This is a genomic window from Microbaculum marinisediminis (assembly GCF_025397915.1).
Taxonomy (GTDB): Bacteria; Pseudomonadota; Alphaproteobacteria; order Rhizobiales; family Tepidamorphaceae; genus Microbaculum; species Microbaculum marinisediminis.
On sequence record NZ_JALIDZ010000005.1, the window covers coordinates 423,958 to 441,703 of the forward strand.

Annotated in this window: 20 protein-coding genes and 1 tRNA gene; 10 read left to right on the forward strand and 11 right to left on the reverse strand. The window is 67.6% G+C overall.

What is annotated here, in order from left to right; all coding sequences use genetic code 11:
* The first annotated feature begins 13 nt into the window (after positions 1-13).
* Positions 14-877, forward strand: coding sequence for an FkbM family methyltransferase (locus MUB46_RS13555; protein WP_261616455.1), 864 nt, complete (start codon positions 14-16; stop codon positions 875-877).
* Between the two features lie 56 nt (positions 878-933).
* On the opposite strand, the gene sfsA is transcribed toward MUB46_RS13555, so the two are convergent.
* Positions 934-1,647 (reverse strand): DNA/RNA nuclease SfsA, encoded by a 714-nt coding sequence (gene sfsA / locus MUB46_RS13560; RefSeq protein WP_261616456.1) that lies wholly within the window; start codon positions 1,645-1,647, stop codon positions 934-936.
* Positions 1,648-1,770: 123 nt separating this feature from the next.
* Between sfsA and MUB46_RS13565 the strand changes: the two genes are divergently transcribed.
* The 4 genes from MUB46_RS13565 to MUB46_RS13580 all read left to right on the forward strand — a co-directional run bounded on the left by MUB46_RS13565 (position 1,771) and on the right by MUB46_RS13580 (position 3,987).
* The gene (locus MUB46_RS13565; RefSeq protein WP_261616457.1) at positions 1,771-2,535 is read left to right on the forward strand and encodes a competence/damage-inducible protein A; all 765 of its coding nucleotides are present in this window, start codon (positions 1,771-1,773) and stop codon (positions 2,533-2,535) included.
* 13 nt (positions 2,536-2,548) lie between these two features.
* On the forward strand, positions 2,549-3,055 hold the full coding sequence (gpt, locus tag MUB46_RS13570) for a xanthine phosphoribosyltransferase (protein WP_261616458.1): 507 nt from the start codon (positions 2,549-2,551) through the stop codon (positions 3,053-3,055).
* 10 nt (positions 3,056-3,065) lie between these two features.
* Positions 3,066-3,560, forward strand: coding sequence for an MgtC/SapB family protein (locus tag MUB46_RS13575; RefSeq protein ID WP_261616459.1), 495 nt, complete (start codon positions 3,066-3,068; stop codon positions 3,558-3,560).
* A 339-nt stretch (positions 3,561-3,899) separates the two neighbouring features.
* Positions 3,900-3,987 (forward strand) — tRNA-Phe (locus MUB46_RS13580).
* A 96-nt stretch (positions 3,988-4,083) separates the two neighbouring features.
* Here the strand turns inward: MUB46_RS13580 and MUB46_RS13585 are convergent.
* The 8 genes from MUB46_RS13585 to MUB46_RS13620 form a co-directional block, all read right to left on the reverse strand.
* Positions 4,084-4,878 carry an FkbM family methyltransferase gene (locus MUB46_RS13585; RefSeq protein WP_261616460.1) on the reverse strand — a complete coding sequence of 265 codons (795 nt, stop codon included), beginning with the start codon at positions 4,876-4,878 and terminating at the stop codon, positions 4,084-4,086.
* A gap of 29 nt (positions 4,879-4,907) precedes the next feature.
* Positions 4,908-6,209 carry a cytochrome P450 gene (locus MUB46_RS13590; protein WP_261616461.1) on the reverse strand — a complete coding sequence of 434 codons (1,302 nt, stop codon included), beginning with the start codon at positions 6,207-6,209 and terminating at the stop codon, positions 4,908-4,910.
* On the reverse strand, positions 6,209-6,952 hold the full coding sequence (locus tag MUB46_RS13595) for an iron-containing redox enzyme family protein (RefSeq protein WP_261616462.1): 744 nt from the start codon (positions 6,950-6,952) through the stop codon (positions 6,209-6,211). Before MUB46_RS13595 ends, MUB46_RS13590 begins: the two co-directional genes overlap by 1 nt.
* A 44-nt stretch (positions 6,953-6,996) precedes the next feature.
* Positions 6,997-7,647: a DUF6445 family protein gene (locus MUB46_RS13600; RefSeq protein ID WP_261616463.1), complete on the reverse strand. Its 651-nt coding sequence runs from the start codon at positions 7,645-7,647 to the stop codon at positions 6,997-6,999.
* 23 nt (positions 7,648-7,670) lie between these two features.
* Positions 7,671-9,437: a carbamoyltransferase family protein gene (locus MUB46_RS13605; RefSeq protein ID WP_261616464.1), complete on the reverse strand. Its 1,767-nt coding sequence runs from the start codon at positions 9,435-9,437 to the stop codon at positions 7,671-7,673.
* Between the two features lie 98 nt (positions 9,438-9,535).
* Positions 9,536-9,847 carry a hypothetical protein gene (locus tag MUB46_RS13610; RefSeq protein WP_261616465.1) on the reverse strand — a complete coding sequence of 104 codons (312 nt, stop codon included), beginning with the start codon at positions 9,845-9,847 and terminating at the stop codon, positions 9,536-9,538.
* 122 nt (positions 9,848-9,969) lie between these two features.
* The gene (locus MUB46_RS13615; protein WP_261616466.1) at positions 9,970-10,458 is read right to left on the reverse strand and encodes a hypothetical protein; all 489 of its coding nucleotides are present in this window, start codon (positions 10,456-10,458) and stop codon (positions 9,970-9,972) included.
* 144 nt (positions 10,459-10,602) lie between these two features.
* Positions 10,603-11,016, reverse strand: coding sequence for a hypothetical protein (locus MUB46_RS13620; RefSeq protein WP_261616467.1), 414 nt, complete (start codon positions 11,014-11,016; stop codon positions 10,603-10,605).
* Positions 11,017-11,367: 351 nt separating this feature from the next.
* On the opposite strand from MUB46_RS13620, the gene MUB46_RS13625 reads away from it, so the two are divergent.
* Complete coding sequence (locus MUB46_RS13625; RefSeq protein ID WP_261616468.1) at positions 11,368-12,813, forward strand: TrkH family potassium uptake protein; 1,446 nt, start codon at positions 11,368-11,370, stop codon at positions 12,811-12,813.
* Between the two features lie 58 nt (positions 12,814-12,871).
* On the opposite strand, the gene MUB46_RS13630 is transcribed toward MUB46_RS13625, so the two are convergent.
* Positions 12,872-13,576: a hypothetical protein gene (locus tag MUB46_RS13630; RefSeq protein ID WP_261616469.1), complete on the reverse strand. Its 705-nt coding sequence runs from the start codon at positions 13,574-13,576 to the stop codon at positions 12,872-12,874.
* 18 nt (positions 13,577-13,594) lie between these two features.
* Between MUB46_RS13630 and MUB46_RS13635 the strand changes: the two genes are divergently transcribed.
* The 4 genes from MUB46_RS13635 to MUB46_RS13650 are packed head-to-tail and all read left to right on the forward strand — an operon-like array spanning position 13,595 to position 16,462.
* Positions 13,595-13,786, forward strand: a complete 192-nt coding sequence (locus tag MUB46_RS13635; RefSeq protein WP_261616470.1) for a hypothetical protein — start codon at positions 13,595-13,597, stop codon at positions 13,784-13,786.
* Positions 13,780-14,733 (forward strand): ABC transporter substrate-binding protein, encoded by a 954-nt coding sequence (locus tag MUB46_RS13640; protein ID WP_261616471.1) that lies wholly within the window; start codon positions 13,780-13,782, stop codon positions 14,731-14,733. The genes MUB46_RS13635 and MUB46_RS13640 overlap by 7 nt, the downstream gene beginning before the upstream one ends.
* A 56-nt stretch (positions 14,734-14,789) precedes the next feature.
* Positions 14,790-15,671: an ABC transporter permease gene (locus tag MUB46_RS13645; RefSeq protein WP_261616472.1), complete on the forward strand. Its 882-nt coding sequence runs from the start codon at positions 14,790-14,792 to the stop codon at positions 15,669-15,671.
* The gene (locus MUB46_RS13650) at positions 15,668-16,462 is read left to right on the forward strand and encodes an ABC transporter ATP-binding protein (RefSeq protein WP_261616473.1); all 795 of its coding nucleotides are present in this window, start codon (positions 15,668-15,670) and stop codon (positions 16,460-16,462) included. Before MUB46_RS13645 ends, MUB46_RS13650 begins: the two co-directional genes overlap by 4 nt.
* Positions 16,463-16,486: 24 nt before the next feature.
* On the opposite strand, the gene MUB46_RS13655 is transcribed toward MUB46_RS13650, so the two are convergent.
* Complete coding sequence (locus MUB46_RS13655) at positions 16,487-17,731, reverse strand: FAD-dependent monooxygenase (RefSeq protein ID WP_261616474.1); 1,245 nt, start codon at positions 17,729-17,731, stop codon at positions 16,487-16,489.
* Between the last annotated feature and the right edge of the window lie 15 nt (positions 17,732-17,746).

Consider the following 17,746-nt stretch of genomic DNA (forward strand, 5'->3'; position numbering starts at 1 on the left):
GTCTTTCGCGGCGATGATCGCAACACTACAGCCCGGCCAGGGCACTGCCCAGGACACCGCGCCGTTTGGCACCTATGCACCGACGCCCATGCAGGCGCGGCTGATCGCGTTCGCGCGGCGCCAGCCGGAAACCTGGCTCGGCAAGCGGCTGGCGTTTCTGGCCCGCCGTCTCGTCATGCTGGGCCTCGACCATCCCCTCGACGTCGAAGTGTTCGGCCAGAAGATGCGACTCAATCCGTTCAACAACGTGTCGGAGAAGCGGATCCTGTTCACGCCGCAGTATTTCGACCAGGCGGAGCGAGAAATCCTGCGCGAGCGCGTCGGCGAGGACTTTGTATTCGTGGATATCGGCGCGAATGTCGGCGGCTATTCGCTGTTCGTCGCCGGCCAGGCCGGGCGGGGCGCCCGCATCCTGGCGATCGAGCCGCAGCCGATCGTCTTCGACCGGCTCGTCTACAACATCGGCCTCAACCCGACCGGCACGATCAAGGCGATCGCCTGCGCGCTGGCCGACAAGGAAGGCGAGATGACGCTGTTCCTGCCCGCGCGCAACAAGGGCGAGGCGAGCGTCAAATATGTCGGAACACCCGGCGGCGACGACCGCTCCGTGCAGGTGCCGGCGCGCACGCTGATGAGCCTGCTCGCCCAGGAGAACATCGACCATATCGATGCGATGAAGATCGACGTGGAAGGCGCAGAGGACCTGATCCTGGTGCCGTTCCTGGCCGAGGCGCCGCGGCCCCTGCTGCCGCGCCTCATGATCATCGAGAACGCCCGCGACCGATGGGAGACGGACTGCATCGCGCTGCTGCAGAAGGCGGGCTACCGCCAGACCGCGGAGACGCGGCTCAACCTGGTGATGGAGCGGCCCGACTAGCCGGCCCGGCTAGCCGGCCCGACTGACCGCCCGCTTTAGCCCTCGAAGGGTAGGACTTAGCCTCGAAAGGGGAGGGCGCCGGTCACGTCGATGCCCTCGGCGGTGATCGCGCAGCCGTAGGCGAGGACCTCGACGCCGGCCTCGCGGGCGCGGTCGAGCGCCGCGCCGTAGGCCGGATCGATGTCGCGGGCGATCGCCACCGTCTCGGTGTCGCCGCGCTGGACGAGATAGAACATCGTCGCGCGGGCGCCCTGTCTCACCATCTCGGCGAGTTCGTCCAGGTGCTTGGCGCCGCGTGCGGTGACCGAATCGGGGAATTCGGCGAGCCCCGGCTCACGCACCAGGTGGACGTTCTTGACCTCGACGTAGCAGTCGGGCCTGCCGTCGTCGCCGAGCAGGATGTCGATGCGGCTGTTCTTGCCGTATTTCACCTCCCGGCGCAGGCTGGCATAGCCTTCCAGTTCCGGCACCGCGCCGGCCGCGATCGCCTCTTCGACGAGGCGGTTGGGGTGGCCGGTATTGATGCCGACCAGCGCCGGCCCGTGGCCGGCGTCGACCTCGACGATCTCCAGCGACCAGGCGAGCTTGCGGTTGGGATTGTCGGATTTCGACAGCCAGGCGGCGATGCCGGGATCCTTGAGGCCCAGCATCGAGCCGGGATTGGCGCAATGGGCGGTGACGACCTCGCCGCCGTCCAGTTCGATGTCGGCGAGGAAGCGCTTGTAGCGGCGCACCAGGCGGCCGCGGACGAGGGGGGAGGAAAATCGCATGATAGGGCTATGCCGCGTCGCCGCCGCCAAGGCAAGGGCCACCGTCAACTTGAGCTGTCCACTTGAGCAGACGAGAGCGCTGGGCTAGATCAGCCGCCACCATGACTTGGCGCGGGTGAGAGCATGAGCGACGGGCGCACTGAGAGTGGCGGCGAGCCGGTGACGGCCGCCGTTCTGGTGATCGGCGACGAGATCCTGTCCGGACGCACCAAGGACAGGAACATCGGCTATATCGCCGAGTACCTCACCAATATCGGCGTCGACCTGCGCGAGGCGCGGGTGGTGCCGGACGTGGTCGAGGAGATCGCCGACGCGGTCAACGCGCTGCGGGCGCGGTACACCTACGTGTTCACGACCGGCGGCATCGGCCCGACCCACGACGACATCACCGCCGACGGCGTCGCCCACGCGTTCGGGCTGCCGGTCATCCACCATCCCCGCGCGGTCGAGATCCTGACCGCCTATCTCGGCGACCGCCTCAACGAAGCGCGGCTGAGGATGGCGCGGATGCCGGAAGGGGCCGAGCTGATCGAGAACGCGGTGTCGAAGGCGCCGGGCTGGCGGATCGGCAACGTCCACGTGATGGCCGGCATCCCCTCGGTGATGCAGGCGATGCTGGACGCAATCGCGCCGACGCTGAAGACCGGACAGAAGATGCTGTCGGTGACGGTCGAGGGACGGGGCCTGAAGGAGGGCGATGTCGGCGGGCCGCTCACCGAGATCCAGACGGCCCATCCCGGCGTGATGATCGGCAGCTACCCGCGTTTCGACGGCAAGCGGTTCACCACGGCGCTGGTCGTGCGCTCGCGCGATGCCGCGCTGATGGCGGCGGCGCAGGCCGATGTCGAGGCGCTGGTCGCCCGGCTGCAAGCAGAGATCGAGGACTAGAAAGGACAACACCATGTCGGGGCCAGCGGACAAGGCATTCCCGGTCTCCTGGGACCAGTTCCACCGCGACGCGCGGGCGCTGGCCTGGCGGCTGGCGGGGATCGGCACGTGGCAGGCGATCGTCTGCGTCACGCGCGGCGGGCTGGTGCCCTCGGCGATCGTCGCGCGCGAGCTGAACATCCGCGTCATCGAGACGATCGGCGTCGCCTCCTACCATGACTACAAGACGCAGGGTGACCTCCAGGTGATCAAGGAGGTGAGCCCGCAGGTGGTGGGGCTCGACGGCGGCGACGGCTCGGCCGTACTGATCGTCGACGACCTGGTGGATACCGGGAAAACGGCGAAGATCGTGCGCAACATCCTGCCGAAAGCGCATTTCGCCACCGTCTACGCGAAACCAATGGGCCGCCCGATGGTTGATACCTTCATCACCGAAGTGAGCCAGGATACCTGGATCTACTTCCCGTGGGACACCGGCCTCGCGTTCCAGCCGCCGATCGCGGAGCCGCCGAACCGCTGAACGGAGACCCATGATCGAGAGCCTGTCAGCCTTCTACAGCGCTAACCTGGGCATCTCGGCAGTCATCATCCGGCTCGCCGCGGCGGCCGTCTTCGGGCTGATTATCGGCCTCGACCGCGAATACCGGAACGTTCCGGCCGGGCTGCGCACCCACATGCTGGTGTCGCTGGCCGCGGCCACCTTCGCCATCCTCGCCTTCGAGATCGTCGAAAGCGCAAAGGCCGAAGGCGTCACCAACCCGGACCCCGTGCGGATAATCGAGGCGGTGACGGCGGGTGTCGCGTTTCTGGCGGCGGGCACGATCATCCGCGGCAATCACGGTATCCAGGGGCTGACGACCGGTGCGGCGATGTGGCTGGCCGGCGCGGTGGGGCTCGCCTGCGGCATCGGCGCCTTCTTCGTCGCCGTGGTCGCAACCGGATTCGGGATGGCCATCCTCACGCTGATCCGCTGGGTCGAGCACGCCGCCGACCTCAAATCGAATCGCTCCGACGCGAATCCCTGACCGGCTGCCCGTTTGCGGCCGCGGCGAGAGACGGTTTCGACAGGGCGCGAGGTTCCTTGGCGCGCGGTTTTCGCGACGCTATAGATAGGCCGGTCACGCGGGCGTGGCGGAATTGGTAGACGCAACGGACTTGAACGAGACTTGAGTGCTTCCGGGGAAACCCGGAATGCAGAACTGCTCAAATTCGGGGAAACCTGTCAGATGGCGATCCCGAGCCAAGCCCGTGGGAACGGTTGTTCCAGCGGGAAGGTGTAGAGACTAGACGGGCAGCACCTAAGCGCCGGGACGGGCGTAGGGTGAAGGGATAGTCCAGACCACAAACCCGCCGCGGTGCTGTGTGCAGGGCGGGGCGGCGAAAGCCGTAGCTGGTATGAAAATCCGTAGGGCAGCAATGCCCGTGGGGGTTCGAGTCCCCCCGCCCGCACCAGTATCTCCGAAAAGCGTGGACTTTTGTCTCCGGCGTGTCCCCGACTCCGGACGGGGCGGCGCTCGCTTCCGTCGCGTCGTGTGGGTGGCCGGGCGCCTATTGGGTCGGCGCCGGCGTCTCTTCGGGCGCCGGAATTTCTTCTGGCGGCGGTGTCGCGGCCGGATCTCTTTCAAACAAAACCGTGACCCGACCCACCGTGTCGTCGCGATCGATGACCTCGGCGCGCGTGAACCCGAGCCCGGTCAGGTGCCCGATCACCGTGTGCGGCGGGGCCTGATGTCGATAGCGGACATGGAAGTTCACCTCGGCGACCACCCCGTGCGCGTTGCGAAGGGTTTCGGCGGCGCCGCGCAAGACGACCATTTCCGCGCCTTGCGCATCGATCACCACGAGACCGACATCGGCATGCGCCCATCCGACCTGGGCCACCAGATCGTCGACACGCGCCGACGGGACCAGTCTGGCAGTCGGCGTGCCGAAGGCGCCGGTCAGCGGTTCGAGCAGGGACGACAGCACCGGGAACGGGCTGACGAAGAACGGCCGTATTCCCGCTTCGTCGCTTGCGGCGGCATGCAGCACCCGGATATCGGGGGCGGTGACGCCCCACTGGTCGGTCAGGCGTTCCAACCACGCCCGCCAGAACCAGGCGTGCATGGACAGTCGCGGGATCACCGCCGGGTTTGCCTCGACCAACAGGATCTTGCGGAATCCGGATGCGATGTAGAGCTCGAGTTCCTCGCCGGTATGGGCCCCGACATGCACGACGCCGGCCCCCGCATCCGGCCGAGGAAACCGGATGGCGATCGGGTCGAAACGGCCCGGCGGCGGCTGGACATCCATCACCTCGGTTTGTGGCGCGGCGGGGCGGAAGCGGACGCGTCCGGTTGGCATCGGTCGCGGCCGTCGTCTATCGAGCGGCGTCATGCGGATCGCTCCGGTTCTTGGTCGTGCGCCGGGCACATGGCGGGCAATCGCGAGGCGGCGGCGCACGGCCGGTGAAGGTCCAGCCGGGTCCTGGCCCGGAACAGGGCCAGCTCGCGCCACGGTCGCTGCGGCCATGCCGCGGTGCGGTTCGCGAGGATCGGCGCGAGCGCCCGGATGGCCTCCGCGCCGGCCATGCGGGCCAGGTTGACGCCGACGCAGGCGTGGATGCCGCCGCCGAAGGATTGATGCCGAAAGCGGTCCCGGTCCAGGCGGAAGACGTCGGCGTCGTCGGTGGCTGCGGGATCGCGGTTGACCGCGCCGAGGGCGCAGAGCACGAGATCGCCGCGGTTGAACCGGTGGCCACCGACCCGGGTCTCGTCCAGGACCACCCGGCCCGCGAACTGCACCGGCGACTCGAATCTGAGCGTTTCCTCGATCGCGCGCTCCGGCGTCGCTTGGTCCGCCGCGAGTGCGGCCAACTGATCGGGATGCATCAGCAGGCAGCTCGCGGCGTTGATCACGAGGTTTCCCAGCGTCGCCTGGCCGGTCGCAACCAGCAGGATCAGGGAATGGATCGCTTCCCGGATGGAGCAACGCCCTTCGCTGGTGGCAGCCCTGAGGGCGGACAGCAGGGTGGCGCTCGCCGCGCCGTCCGACTGTTCCCAGCGGTCCGTCAGGTAGCGCGTCATCGTCTGAATCGCGCTCGCGGCGGCAGGCTGGACACCCGGGGCGGGATGAAAGTCGAGCAACCGGGAGATCGGGGCGGCCGTTTCGGCGAGGCACCGGCCGTCGGTGGCGGGGAGACCTACGACCAGCCCTATCACGGCCGCGGCGTAGGGGACGGCGTAGTCGGAGACGAGGTCGAACACGGGCATCGCGCCGGCGGCGGCCGCATGGTCGTCCGCCAGCCGCCGGCAATCGGTGCGCCAGGTCTCGACCCGCTCGCGCCGCAGCGCCTCCGACAGCACCGATCGCAGTCGCGTGTGTACCGGCGGATCGCGGAACATCACCCAATTGTCGATCACCGAGGACAGGGGCGGTGCGGCGACCGGACCGCGCCCGATATCCCTTGCCGTGCTCTTGCCCGTTTGCTTGCCCCGGTGGGTCTCCCGCCCGAACGCGGGATCGCGCAGCACGTGCCGCACCAGGTCCGTGTCGAACACGTACCAGGCGCCGCGCGCCCGCGTCGCCGGCGACTTGCCCCAATGGACCGCCGCCGCGCGGCGATAGGCGCTGTAGGCGGCGTCGGGGGCCGCGCGAAAGGCGTCGGTAAAGGGATCGAACCGGGGCAGGCGCATCACGCCGTCCGGTGGCTTGCCGGATGATGTCGTGCCTGTCCGGACAGATTGGACCGGGCGGGGTCCCGCGTGACCCAGTAGAGTTCCGCGAAATACGCCCGCAGCAGCGTGCCGACGGTGCGCAGCGCCTGTTCCATCACCTCGAAGGGATAGCCACGTGCGCGCAGCACGCGGCCGGCGACCTCCAGCATCATGTCGTAGTGGTCGTCGCGCTCGTCGATCTTGATGTGTGCGCGCGCGCCCTTGACGTGCCGCTCGGAAAACGCGCTGGCGGCGCGCGCGACGGCGAGCGGCGAGGCCCGTTCCGAGTTCCATTCGGCGAAGACCGAATAGGCGACCGCAGGCAGTGATCCGATCCGCAGGACGTTCTGCTCGATCGTGCGGATCAGGTCGACCGTCGCGGCCAGCGGCTGGGTGGACACCACCTGCGCTTCATCGATCCCGTGCTGCTCCAGGTCGGCGAGATAGAGCTTGTCGTGGTTCATCTCCTCCTCGATGTACTCGCCCCAGAGCCGGGCCGCGCGGTAGTCCTCGCGCGCCATGGCGCACAGCGCGAGCGCATCGGTTGCCGCCGTGCCGCGGATGCGATGCACGGTCTCGATGCGATGGCGCACGTAGTAGGCCTCGTCGAGGGCTTCGTCCTCGCGCGACAGGTGCTGGGCGTACGGAACCGTACTTGCGAAGAGGCGGGCCTCGTCGGTGAGGATGGCGTCGATCCGCCGGGCAAATGGATTATCGGTCATGGCGTGATCCCCTTCCGTTCGGCCGACGGCGGCGCGCCGTCGGTTCACATGACGACGTCGAAGAAGAAGTTCTGGGTCAGACGGCCATCGGTCTGGCGCGCTCCGAACCCGCCCAGACGGGCGTGGAACAGCCGGCTGTCGAACACCAGGCAGCGGTTGAAGCGCATCGGAACGACGGAGAGTTCCCGCCACTTGCTGTCGATCTCGAACCCGTCATCCGTGATCATCGACAGGAACTCGGGGACGGTCTTGCCGTAGCGCTGGCAGGCCTCCGCCATCTCCGGCGAGGCGACGTTGGGCATGTGATCCCAGCCGAGTTCGCGGTGGCGATAGAAGGCCGTTCCGCCCTGGCACTGGGCGTCCGGGTTCAGGTAGACGATGCCGGAGTACTGGCTGACGCTGGAGTCGAAATGGATCCAGGTCTTGCGGAAGCCATCGGCGGGCGCGCCTTCGGTCTCGAAGATCAGCCGGAACTCGCCGATCGGGGCGTTGCGGCGCAGCACCCGACCGAGCCGCCGGGCGAGCAGCTCCAGGCCGGCCTCGGCGAAGGGATGGTCGGCGGTGGACAGGTAGCCCTTGTAGTAGAGCTTCTCCGCCTCGGCGGTGTTCTCCGCGTACTCCAGCTTCGTGGCGAACTCCCGTACCCGCAGCGGATGGGGATAGAAGTCGTCCAGGACCCGCACAAAGCCCGCCATCGCGTCACCTCTTCGGCCAGCGTTCAGTACCGGCGCCTCTTCTCCAGAAAGACGCCGTCCAGGTACAAACCGTCCAGATCGAGGCGGATCAGCGCATCCAGCGCGTGGTCCGGCGTCTCGACGATCGGTTCGGATTTTCCGTTCAGGGAGGTGTTGAGCAGCATCGGCACGCCGCTGATCCGTCCAAAGGCCGACAGAAGGGCGTGGAACGGCTCGTTCTGGTCCTTCGTGACCGTGTGCAGGCGGCAGGTGTTGTCGACGTGGGCGATGCTGGGGAAGGCCGAAACGAAGTCCTTCTTCATCTCGTGGATGAATATCATGTACGGCTCTTCGTGTTCTATGTGGAAGAAATCCCGGGCCCGGTCGACGGTTATGCTGGCCGCGTAGGGCCGGTACTGCTCGCGCTTCTTGACGTTTGCGTTGAGGTGCGAGCGCAGGCCGGGCTTGCGCGGATCGGCCAGCAGGCTGCGATGCCCGAGCGCCCGCGGGCCGAACTCGGAGCCGCCGGTGAACCAGGCGATCAGGCGGCCGGCGTCGAGCGCCCTGGCGACCTGGCCGAGATCGGCGTCATCGATGATCCGGTAGGACGAGGCGAGGCCGGGGCGGGCGGCGATCGCCTGTTCGATCTCGGTTCGCGAATAGGGCCGGCCGAGCGCGCCCGGCCACCGTTTCCGTCCGTCGTTCCCGTTTTTTTTGGGGCCCCCTTTTCCGCCGGCCCCCCTATTTCCTCCAGGCCAGCGGCCGCCGAGGGCGCCAAGCCCGTAGAAGGCGGCGCCGATCGCGGTGCCGTCGTCGGTGGCCGCGGGCTGGACGAAGATATCGTCGAGGTCGACCTCGCGGCGGATGCGGCTGTTGGCGACGCAGTTGAGCCCGACGCCGCCGGCGATCGCCAGCTTGCGTCGGCCGGTCAGGCGGACGGCGAGCCGCGCCAGGTGAACCATGATCTCCTCGACCGCCTCCTGGGCGGCGCGGGCGACGGCGGCATATTCGGGAGACGGGTTCTCGGAATTGGCGTTCGGCGGGCCGAAGCGGTGCGCGTAGAAGCCCGGGTTGAGGTCGAGGCCGACGGTCTGGATCGCCGGGCTGATCTGGTAACCGGCGTCGGTGAGGCTGTAGAAGCGCCGCAGGGTCGGCAGGTGTTCCAGCGACCCGTAGGGCGCCAGCCCCATGGTCTTGCCGGCGTCGAAGGGCGTGCAGCCGAGCCACAGCGTCGCCATCTCGTAGAGCGCGCCGATGGAGTTGCAGTTCTCGTAGAGCCGTGCGGGCCGGTCGGTGACCTTCAGCACCGGCACGAGCGTGCCGTCGCGGCCGTCGAAGATGGTGGCGCGCTCCAGAAGCGGCACCGACGTGCCGTCGGACAGGCGATGCTGGCCGGCGACGCTGCCGCCCTTGTCGACCACCAGGACCGCCGTCTCGTCAAAGCCGGACGGGGCGAAGGCGCTGAGGCCGTGCGCCAGATGGTGTTTGATCGTGTAGAGCCGGCTGTGGGGCGAGAACGGGGCCTGCAGCACGCAATCGGAGACGGTGAGGTTGCGCAGGCTGTCGGGCCCGGCGACGACCGCGTTCGTGAACACGACGGCGTCCAGGTCCTCGACGTCGATCCCAGCCGCCCGGCAGCAGTAGTCGATGCTGCGTAGCGGCATCGACGTGAAGATCCGGCCGAGCGGATCAACCGGACAGGAATGCTTTTCGCGGTCCAGGCGCTCCTCGGCGATGGCGACGACCGACCCGTCGCTGCCGACGAGGCAGGCGGCGCGATCATGCGACAGGTTCACCCCCAAGGAATACATCGCTCGCTCCGTACAGGCGCGGGCATTACGCCCTGTCGCTCCCAATTTGCCCGCTCCCAATTGGGCCGCTCCCAATTCGCCGGGTCTCGACGGGGCTTTCAGCCGGCGTGCCGCGCGATCTGTCCCATCGCCTGATGGTCTTCCGCGCCGCTGCTGCCGGTAACGGGCGCCTGCCACGTCGCGCCCAGGAGCATCCGCGTCTCGAGGACCGCGCGAACGACGTTGAACAGCGCGAACAGCCCTTCGCCGCCGTCCTGCAGCAGCAGCGTGAGCACCCGGCCTTCGCGTTCGTCGAAGCCATAGCGCTCGGCCGCGGTCTCGCCCTGGTCCAGCAGGTCCTGGGTGAAACGCGCGTCGAAGCAGGCCCGGACCAGCACCTTTTCCAGTTGTGCGAAACCGCCGTCGTCCATCGTCGATGCGTCCTCTTCGAGTGCGGATTTCCCGGTCTGATGCGTGCCACAACCTCTCCCGGGCACCAGCCCGCCAGGTGAGCCGCGGCGGTGCCGCGGGAGAAGCCGTGGACGGGAAGAACCTACTTCACGACGTCCATGAAGACCGGCCCGGCCAGGCTCGGCACGGCGACGCGCACGACCTGGCCCGTGAGGCCGCCGAGGCCCGGCGTCATGGTCGCAAGACCGGCGAGACCCGGCGTCGCGGTCGCGAGCCCCGCCAATCCGGGCGTCATCGTCCCGAGGCCGGCAAGGCCCGGCGTTGCTGTCGTGAGGCCAGCCAGGCCCGGAGTCATGGTCGCCAGACCGGCGAGACCGGCGAGACCGGGAGTCGCGGTCGCGAGTCCGGCCAGACCGGGCGTCATTGTGGCGAGCCCCGGGGTCATCGTTGCGAGGCCGGCGAGGCCCGGCGTTGCTGTCGTGAGGCCGGCCAGACCCGGTGTCATGGTCGCCAGCCCGGCAAGACCGGGCGTCATGGTCGCCAGCCCGGCCAGGCCCGCGAGCCCCGCCAGTCCGGTAAGGCCGGCAAGGCCGGGGGTCATCGTCGCCAGGCCCGGAGTCATCGTCGCCATTTGTCCAAGTCCAAACATCGCCACACTCCTTCTGATGGGGTCCTACAATCAAGCCGGGTGGTCAGGCGCCGGTGCCGTTCAAAATGGCCCCCGGCCATCCCGATCAATCACGCCGATGCAACCGGTGGTCCGGTTCGTCGGCCCTCAAGGCAGCTGGAACGCCACCCCGGGCATCTGTTCGCTGACGGGAACGAAGGTCGGTGCCGGATCGGCGATCTCCTCGACCTTCCCGGTGATGACGTTCACGGTCACCATGAAGCGCATGGGAAACAGACAGATCTTCGGAAGCACGCAGGTGAATTCGAAAACGACGCGCTGAACTTCCGGAATCGAAACCCCGCCAAGGCAATAGGCCCGCGTGAACGCCTCGTTGTCCAACAGGTGCTTGACGAAGTGGTCCTGAACGTCCGCGTCCTTCAGCGCGATCAGGACACAGGCAAGGCACGGGTCGTCGGGCCGTTCCGAGAGGGCGGCCTCTCCCTGCGCGATGCATTCGGATAGGGACTTCTTGAGAGCGTCGGCCTTCTTGTCGTCGGTGGTCGCGCGCTGTTCAGCCATGCTCATCCTCCCCCGCGTTCTCGGTCCAAGCCGACCTTGAGACTTTGCTGTCTCCTTAGCCAACTTATACGAGTGTATATTATAATATGCAAGCTATAGTTTTACGGGTGGTTCGTTGCACCCGTGGCGCCTTGCGCCGGAAACACGCGAAGCCAGAGGGGCGGGGAGGGCGGGTGATTCCGCGGGTGACTTGCGGGTTCGACACCGGCCGGGCGTGCCGGTATTTTATCGCCGACCGGCGCGGATGCGGGGACTGAGTCGGCGGTCCCGCGATCTACCAGTGGGGCGGCCATTCGTGGAGGCCCATTGGGGGACGGCGTCGTCGGACCGCTGCATCATGAGAGCTCCCGCGTGATCTTCCTGCTTCCGGTTCTCCACGTTACGGGCCTGCTGACGGCGGGGCTGGGGCTTGCCATGCTGCTGCCCGCCATCGTCGATGTGGCCGCCGACAATCCGGACTGGCAGATCTTCGCCGCCGCCGCGCTTTTGACCTGGACGCTCGGCACGCTGATGGCGCTGGCGACGCGGCGGCCGGACACGATGCGCATGACCGTCCGGCAGGCGTTTCTGATGACGGCGACCGTGTGGGTCGCGCTGTCGGCCTTCTCGGCACTGCCGTTTCTGGCGCTGGGGCTCGATTTCGACGATGCCCTGTTCGAGGCGGTTTCCGGGTTCACGACGACGGGATCGACCGTCATCGTCGGCCTCGACCATCTGCCGCCGGGCCTGTTGCTGTGGCGCGCGCTTTTGCAATGGATCGGCGGCGTCGGCATCGTCGTCATGGCGATCATCATCCTGCCGTTTCTCCGGGTCGGCGGCATGCAGCTGTTCCACACCGAAAGCTCCGACCGGTCGGAGAAGATCGTGCCGCGCCCGGTCGAGCTCGTCGGCTACATCGTCTCGGTCTATGTCGGGCTGACCGTCGCCTGCGCCGTGTCCTACATGATCGCCGGCATGCCGCCGTTCGATGCGGTCTGCCACGCGATGACCACGCTTTCGACGGGCGGCTTCGCCAACTACGACGCGTCGATGGGCCATTTCCGATCGGCGCAGATCGAATGGTTCGCCGTTTTCTTCATGCTCGCCGGCGCATTTCCGTTCGTCGCCTACATCACGATGCTCAAGCGCGAGTCCTTCAGCCTCTGGCGCGATCCACAGGTCCGCGTGCTGATGACGCTGGTCGTCGCGATCAGCCTGGTGCTCGGCGTCTGGGTCGCGCGGTCGCAGGGCATGGCGGTATCCGATGGGGTCCGGCTGGCCGCCTTCCATGTCGTCTCGATCGTCACGACGACCGGGTATGCGACCACCGATTACCTGCAGTGGGGCGCGCCGGCGGTCGCATTGTTCTTCCTGCTGACCTTCGTCGGCGGCTGCACCGGGTCGACGGCCGGGGGCATCAAGATCTACCGGTTTCAGGTTTTGTGGGCGACGGTGAAAGCCCATGTCCAGCGGCTGGTGCGGCCAAGCCGCCTGGTGACGTTGCGGTTCGGCGGTCGCCGGTTGCCTGAGGACGTTCCCGCGTCCGTCCTGGCGTTTCTGGCCGTCTATATCGGCACCGCCGCACTCTTCACCCTGCTGTTGGCGATGACCGGGCTCGATTTCGTCACCGCGATCTCGTCGGCGGCCACCGCCATCGGCAACGTCGGTCCCGGTCTCGGCCCCATCGTGGGACCTGCCGGCAACTTCACGACGGTTCCGGACCCGGCCAAATGGGTGCTGACGGCGGCGATGCTGCTCGGCCGGCTGGAGCTCTTCACGCTGATCGTGATGCTCGATCCGGAATTCTGGCGGGGGTGAGGGGCCAGGGGCCCGATCCGTCGACTATGCCGACGAACCGGGGCCGAAGGGCGGGCGGCTAGTTCGTCTCGCGCTCGCGGTAGATCACCTTTGCGCCGTACAAGGTCGCCTGGCCGGCCGACAGGCGGATGTTGTCGATGCGATAGTTCCAGCCCTTCTGCAGAACGTGCACCGCTTTGATGGGGACGGTCTCTACCGCCGTTCCGGAGGACGAGGAGGTCTCCTTGATGATCTGATAGGTGGGAACCGTCGGTTTGTAGCGCGTAAAGGACGCGTCGATGGACGATCCGTTCGGGTTCACGTAAACGATAATCTTCAGGATCTTGGTGCCTGCCGGCAGGCGCAGGCCGGCATTGAAGTATTCGGAGCCGGCCGTGGCGCAAACGCCGCCGTCGCCACAGTACTTGTATTCGGCGCCGGTCCCGACCGGCGAGAAATCGACGGCCGTTAGCTGCATGACCCGCTTCTTGCCGTAGGTCGCTTTCTCCGCAGCGGCCGACTCGATGAGCGGTGCGCTGGAGCCCTTGCCATCGTTTTGGGCCGCTGCTGCCGGGCCGGTACCGGCGGCCGTGAGAAGGGCGGTAGCGATGCCAGCGGCAATGATGAATTTTCCCGACTGAAGTGGCGTGGGCCTCATATCGATCTCCTTGGTCGTTGAAGTGAATCTCGCGCTATTTCTTGTGTTTCTGAATATATCCCGCGCGAAAATGCCTGTTGGGTTGTGATATTTGCCGGATCGAGCGTTGCTCGTTAATTTCAGCAAACAGGGAGTTCTGTTAAATTGAAATACATCGCAAATCAATTTCCGCGGGGTTTCAGTTTGGTTTCAGTTCTTTCGGTTCGCAGCGAACGGAACGGCCCGGCCGCGCATGCGGCAGTTGACTTCCGCGGCGCGGCGGTGTTCGACACATACGAGGGACAGGCGGATGTGGGTCCGCTGATCGACCGCATAATGGGAGGACAGGCATGTTGAAATATTTCGCCGCGGCTGCGGCAATCGGCCTTCTCGCCGTTCCGGCGAAGGCTGCGGAGGTCACCGTGGCGGTGACGGCCATCGTCGAGCATCCTGCTCTTGATGCCGCCCGCGACGGCATTCGCGACGGTCTGGCTGATGCCGGCTACAAGGTCGGCGACAACCTGACGTTCGTCTACGAGTCCGCGCAGGGCAATCCGGCGACCGCCGCCCAGATCGCCCGCAAGTTCGTCGGTGATGCCCCGACCGTGATCGTGCCGATCTCGACGCCGTCGGCCCAGGCCGTCGTCGCCGCCACCAAGGATATCCCGGTGGTGTTCACCGCCGTCACCGATCCGGTCGGCGCCGAACTCGTCACGGACGCGGCGATGCCCGGCGGCAACGTCACTGGCGTTTCCGACCTGTCTCCGCTTGCCGACCACCTCGCCCTGATCAAGGAGATCAGCCCCGACGCCAAGCGCATCGGTATCATCTTCAATCCGGGCGAGGCGAACTCGGTCGCGCTGGTCGAGAAGCTCAAGGAGCTTGGCGGGCCGGCCGGATACGAGATCGTCGAGGCGAGCGCCACCAAGACCGCCGACGTCCAGCAGGCGGCCCGCTCGCTGGTCGGCAAGGCGGATGTGATGTACATCCCGACCGACAACACGGTGGTTTCCGCGCTCGAGGCCGCCGTGCAGGTGGCCGAGCAGAACGGCATCCCGCTGTATGCCGGCGACACGGACTCGGTACCCCGCGGCGCGATCGCGGCGATCGGCTTCAACTACTACGACATCGGTCTCCAGACGGCGACGATCGTTGCCAAGGTGCTCGATGGCGCGAAGCCCGGTTCGATCCCGGTCATGCAGGCCCAGGGGACCAATCTGGTGGTCAATCCCGGGGCCGCGAAGAAGATGGGCGTGACCATTCCCGACGCGGTCGTCAGCCGCGCCAACACGGTCGTACAGTGACGCATTTTGGTCCGGCCGCCTCGCGGCCGGACCGTTTTCACGGATAGTATTCCCGCATGAGCGAGATCGCATTCCTCGGCGCCGTCGAGATCGGGCTTGTCTATGCCTTCGTCGCCATAGGCGTGCTTCTCGCGTTCCGGGTGCTCGATTTTCCCGATCTGACGGTCGACGGCTCGTTTCCGCTGGGGGCGGCGGTCGCCGCCGTGATGATCACCAGCGGCATCGATCCCTGGACGGGCTGTCTGGCCGCGATCCTCGCCGGCGCGCTCGCCGGCCTCGTCACCGCGTTCCTGAACCAGCGCTTCGGCATCCTGCATCTGCTCGCCTCGATCCTCACCATGATCGCGCTGTTCTCGATAAACCTGCGGATCATGGGACGGCCGAACGTGGCGCTCATCAATCAGGAAACGGTGCTGTCGCCGTTCTACGGCCTGGGGATGCCGGATCATTACGTCCGGCCGCTCGTGATCCTTGTCCTGGTCGTTATCGTTGCCTTCCTGGTCGCGCGGTTCCTGGCGTCCGACTTCGGCCTTGCCATGCGGGCGACCGGCGTCAACCCGAAGATGGCGCGCGCGCAGGGCGTGCGCACGAGCGTGCATATCTATGTGGGCATGGCGCTCGCCAACGGTCTCGTGGGCCTGGCCGGTGCGCTGTTCGCGCAGACCAACGGCTTCGCCGACGTGACGACGGGCATCGGCACGATCGTGGTGGGGCTGGCCGCGGTGATCGTCGGCGAGACCCTGTTCCGCCCGCGCACCATCATGTGGGCCCTGATCGGCTGTATCGTCGGGTCGGTGCTCTACCGCATCGCCATCCAGTTCGCGCTGGGGGCCGATGCCATCGGCCTGAAGGCCTCCGATCTCAATCTGGTCACCGCGCTGCTGGTCGCCGTGGCATTGATCCTGCCGCGCCTGCGCGGCCGAAAGGTCGAGACATGATCCGCGTCACTGGCCTCGACATCATCTTCGGCAAGGGAACGCCGCTGGAGAAGCGGGCGCTTCGCGGCGTCGATCTTACGGTTCCCGATCACCAGTTCGTCTCGGTGATCGGCTCTAACGGCGCCGGCAAGTCGACGCTTCTGGCGGCAATCGCCGGCGATGTGCTGCCGGAAACCGGCAAGATCGAGATCGGCGGTCAGGACGTCTCGCGGCTGCCGACGGCGATCCGCGCCGCCAAGGTCGCGCGCGTCTTCCAGGACCCGCTGGCGGGAAGCTGTGGTCGGCTGACGATCGAGGAAAACCTGGCGATCGCCGCCGCGCGCGGCAGGCGGCGGGGGCTCGGCCTCGCCATCTCCCGGAGCCGCCGCGACCTGTTCCGGCAGCGGCTGGCCGAACTCGGCCTGGGCCTGGAAAACCGGCTGGACGACCAGATGGCGCTGTTGTCCGGCGGCCAGCGGCAGGCATTGGCGCTGGTCATGGCGACGCTGTCGGATGCCGACGTGCTGCTGCTGGACGAGCATACCGCCGCGCTCGACCCGGCGATGGCGGAGTTCGTGCTCGATCTCACCCGCCGCGTGGTCGGCGAGCGCAAGGTCGCCACGCTGATGGTGACGCATTCGATGCGCCAGGCGCTCGATCTCGGCGATCGCACGGTGATGCTGCACGAGGGCAAGATCATCCTCGACGTGGCCGGCGATGAGCGGGCGAGCCTCGATGTCGAGGACCTGATCCACATGTTCCGCAAGGTGCGCGGGCAGGATATCGACGACGACAGCCTGCTGATCGAGTAGGCGGTTCGTCCGCGCGGCGGGAGGCTAGGCGCCCGCCGTCCGCCCCCAGCCGTAGAGCCAGTCGAAGCGGGCGAGCAGGCGCTGCGGGCCCAGCAGGCCCAGCGCGGCGTCGCGGCCGGCGGCAGCGATGCCGCCGAGATGGTAGATTTCGCCGTTGGAGCGGGCGTCCTTCTGCACGCGGGCGGTGCGGCGCATGCGGCGGTTCTCGTAGAGGCGGAAGGCCTGGGGGACGTCGTAGCCATCGGCCAGAACCTGTCCCAGTACCCAGCCGTCCTCGATGCCCATCGCCGCGCCCTGGGCCATGAACGGCAGCATCGGATGGGCGGCGTCGCCGGCCAGGGTCACCGGCCCCAGCCCCCAGCGCGACAGCGGCTCGCGGTCGGCCAGCGCCCATTTGACCCAGTGGTCCGGGGCCTCGACGAGCGCGCGGGCTAGACGGTGCCAGCGGGCGTAACGGCACAGAACATCCTCACGCTTTCCCGGTGCGCTCCAGCCCGGCTCGGTCCAGTCGTCGGCGAAGATCGCGACCACGTTGACCTCGGCGCCGCCGCGCACACCGTAGTGGACGAGGTGGGCGTCGCGGCCGAGCCAGAGCCCGGTTTCCCAGGGATTTATACCGGCGGGAACCGCGTCGGCGGGAACGGTGGCGCGCCAGGCAACCTTGCCGGAATAGACCGGATCGGCCTCGCCGGAGACCTGGCGGCGGACGGCGGACCACAGCCCGTCGGCGCCGATCAGCCCGTCGGCGCGAATGTCGGTATCAGCGTCGGCGCCGGCGTCGGCCCGGGCGTCGGCTCCGTCGGCGAAATGTAGGGCGACGTCGGCTTTGCCGATGCGGAAGCCCTCGAGGTGCGACGACAGCCGGATGTCGATGTTCGGATTGGCGTCGATCGCGGCGACGAGGGCGGCCTGCAGGTCGGCGCGATGGACGACGCGGTAGGGCGCGCCCCAGCGGGCGGTGGCGGTGTCGCCGAGCGGGATCCGCGCGATCACCCGGCCGTCGCGGCCGCGGCGCATCAGGATGGCCTCGGGGGCGACCGAGCGCGGCAGGATGGCCTCGGCGACGCCGAGGGCGTCGAGGACGCGCCAGGCGTTGGGGGAGACCTGCAGGCCGGCGCCGACCTCTTCCAGCCGGGTGGCCTGCTCGTAGATGGTGACGCGTGTCGGGACGCGGGTAGGGCCGTTTGTATCCGGGCCGGCGATCGCCAGGGCCGTGGTCAGCCCGGCGATGCCGCCGCCGGCGACGGCGATATGGCGGTCGGCGGCCATGGCAGGCGGTTTTCG

Excerpts from the sequence above, each read along its gene's own strand:
- MUB46_RS13555 (WP_261616455.1), top strand. The coding sequence starts at position 14 with ATGATCGCAACACTACAGCCCGGCCAGGGCACTGCCCAGGACACCGCG.
- sfsA (WP_261616456.1), bottom strand. The coding sequence starts at position 1,647 with ATGCGATTTTCCTCCCCCCTCGTCCGCGGCCGCCTGGTGCGCCGCTAC.
- MUB46_RS13565 (WP_261616457.1), top strand. The coding sequence starts at position 1,771 with ATGAGCGACGGGCGCACTGAGAGTGGCGGCGAGCCGGTGACGGCCGCC.
- gpt (WP_261616458.1), top strand. The coding sequence starts at position 2,549 with ATGTCGGGGCCAGCGGACAAGGCATTCCCGGTCTCCTGGGACCAGTTC.
- MUB46_RS13575 (WP_261616459.1), top strand. The coding sequence starts at position 3,066 with ATGATCGAGAGCCTGTCAGCCTTCTACAGCGCTAACCTGGGCATCTCG.
- MUB46_RS13585 (WP_261616460.1), bottom strand. The coding sequence starts at position 4,878 with ATGCCAACCGGACGCGTCCGCTTCCGCCCCGCCGCGCCACAAACCGAG.
- MUB46_RS13590 (WP_261616461.1), bottom strand. The coding sequence starts at position 6,209 with ATGCGCCTGCCCCGGTTCGATCCCTTTACCGACGCCTTTCGCGCGGCC.
- MUB46_RS13595 (WP_261616462.1), bottom strand. The coding sequence starts at position 6,952 with ATGACCGATAATCCATTTGCCCGGCGGATCGACGCCATCCTCACCGAC.
- MUB46_RS13600 (WP_261616463.1), bottom strand. The coding sequence starts at position 7,647 with ATGGCGGGCTTTGTGCGGGTCCTGGACGACTTCTATCCCCATCCGCTG.
- MUB46_RS13605 (WP_261616464.1), bottom strand. The coding sequence starts at position 9,437 with ATGTATTCCTTGGGGGTGAACCTGTCGCATGATCGCGCCGCCTGCCTC.
- MUB46_RS13610 (WP_261616465.1), bottom strand. The coding sequence starts at position 9,847 with ATGGACGACGGCGGTTTCGCACAACTGGAAAAGGTGCTGGTCCGGGCC.
- MUB46_RS13615 (WP_261616466.1), bottom strand. The coding sequence starts at position 10,458 with ATGGCGACGATGACTCCGGGCCTGGCGACGATGACCCCCGGCCTTGCC.
- MUB46_RS13620 (WP_261616467.1), bottom strand. The coding sequence starts at position 11,016 with ATGGCTGAACAGCGCGCGACCACCGACGACAAGAAGGCCGACGCTCTC.
- MUB46_RS13640 (WP_261616471.1), top strand. The coding sequence starts at position 13,780 with ATGTTGAAATATTTCGCCGCGGCTGCGGCAATCGGCCTTCTCGCCGTT.
- MUB46_RS13645 (WP_261616472.1), top strand. The coding sequence starts at position 14,790 with ATGAGCGAGATCGCATTCCTCGGCGCCGTCGAGATCGGGCTTGTCTAT.
- MUB46_RS13650 (WP_261616473.1), top strand. The coding sequence starts at position 15,668 with ATGATCCGCGTCACTGGCCTCGACATCATCTTCGGCAAGGGAACGCCG.
- MUB46_RS13655 (WP_261616474.1), bottom strand. The coding sequence starts at position 17,731 with ATGGCCGCCGACCGCCATATCGCCGTCGCCGGCGGCGGCATCGCCGGG.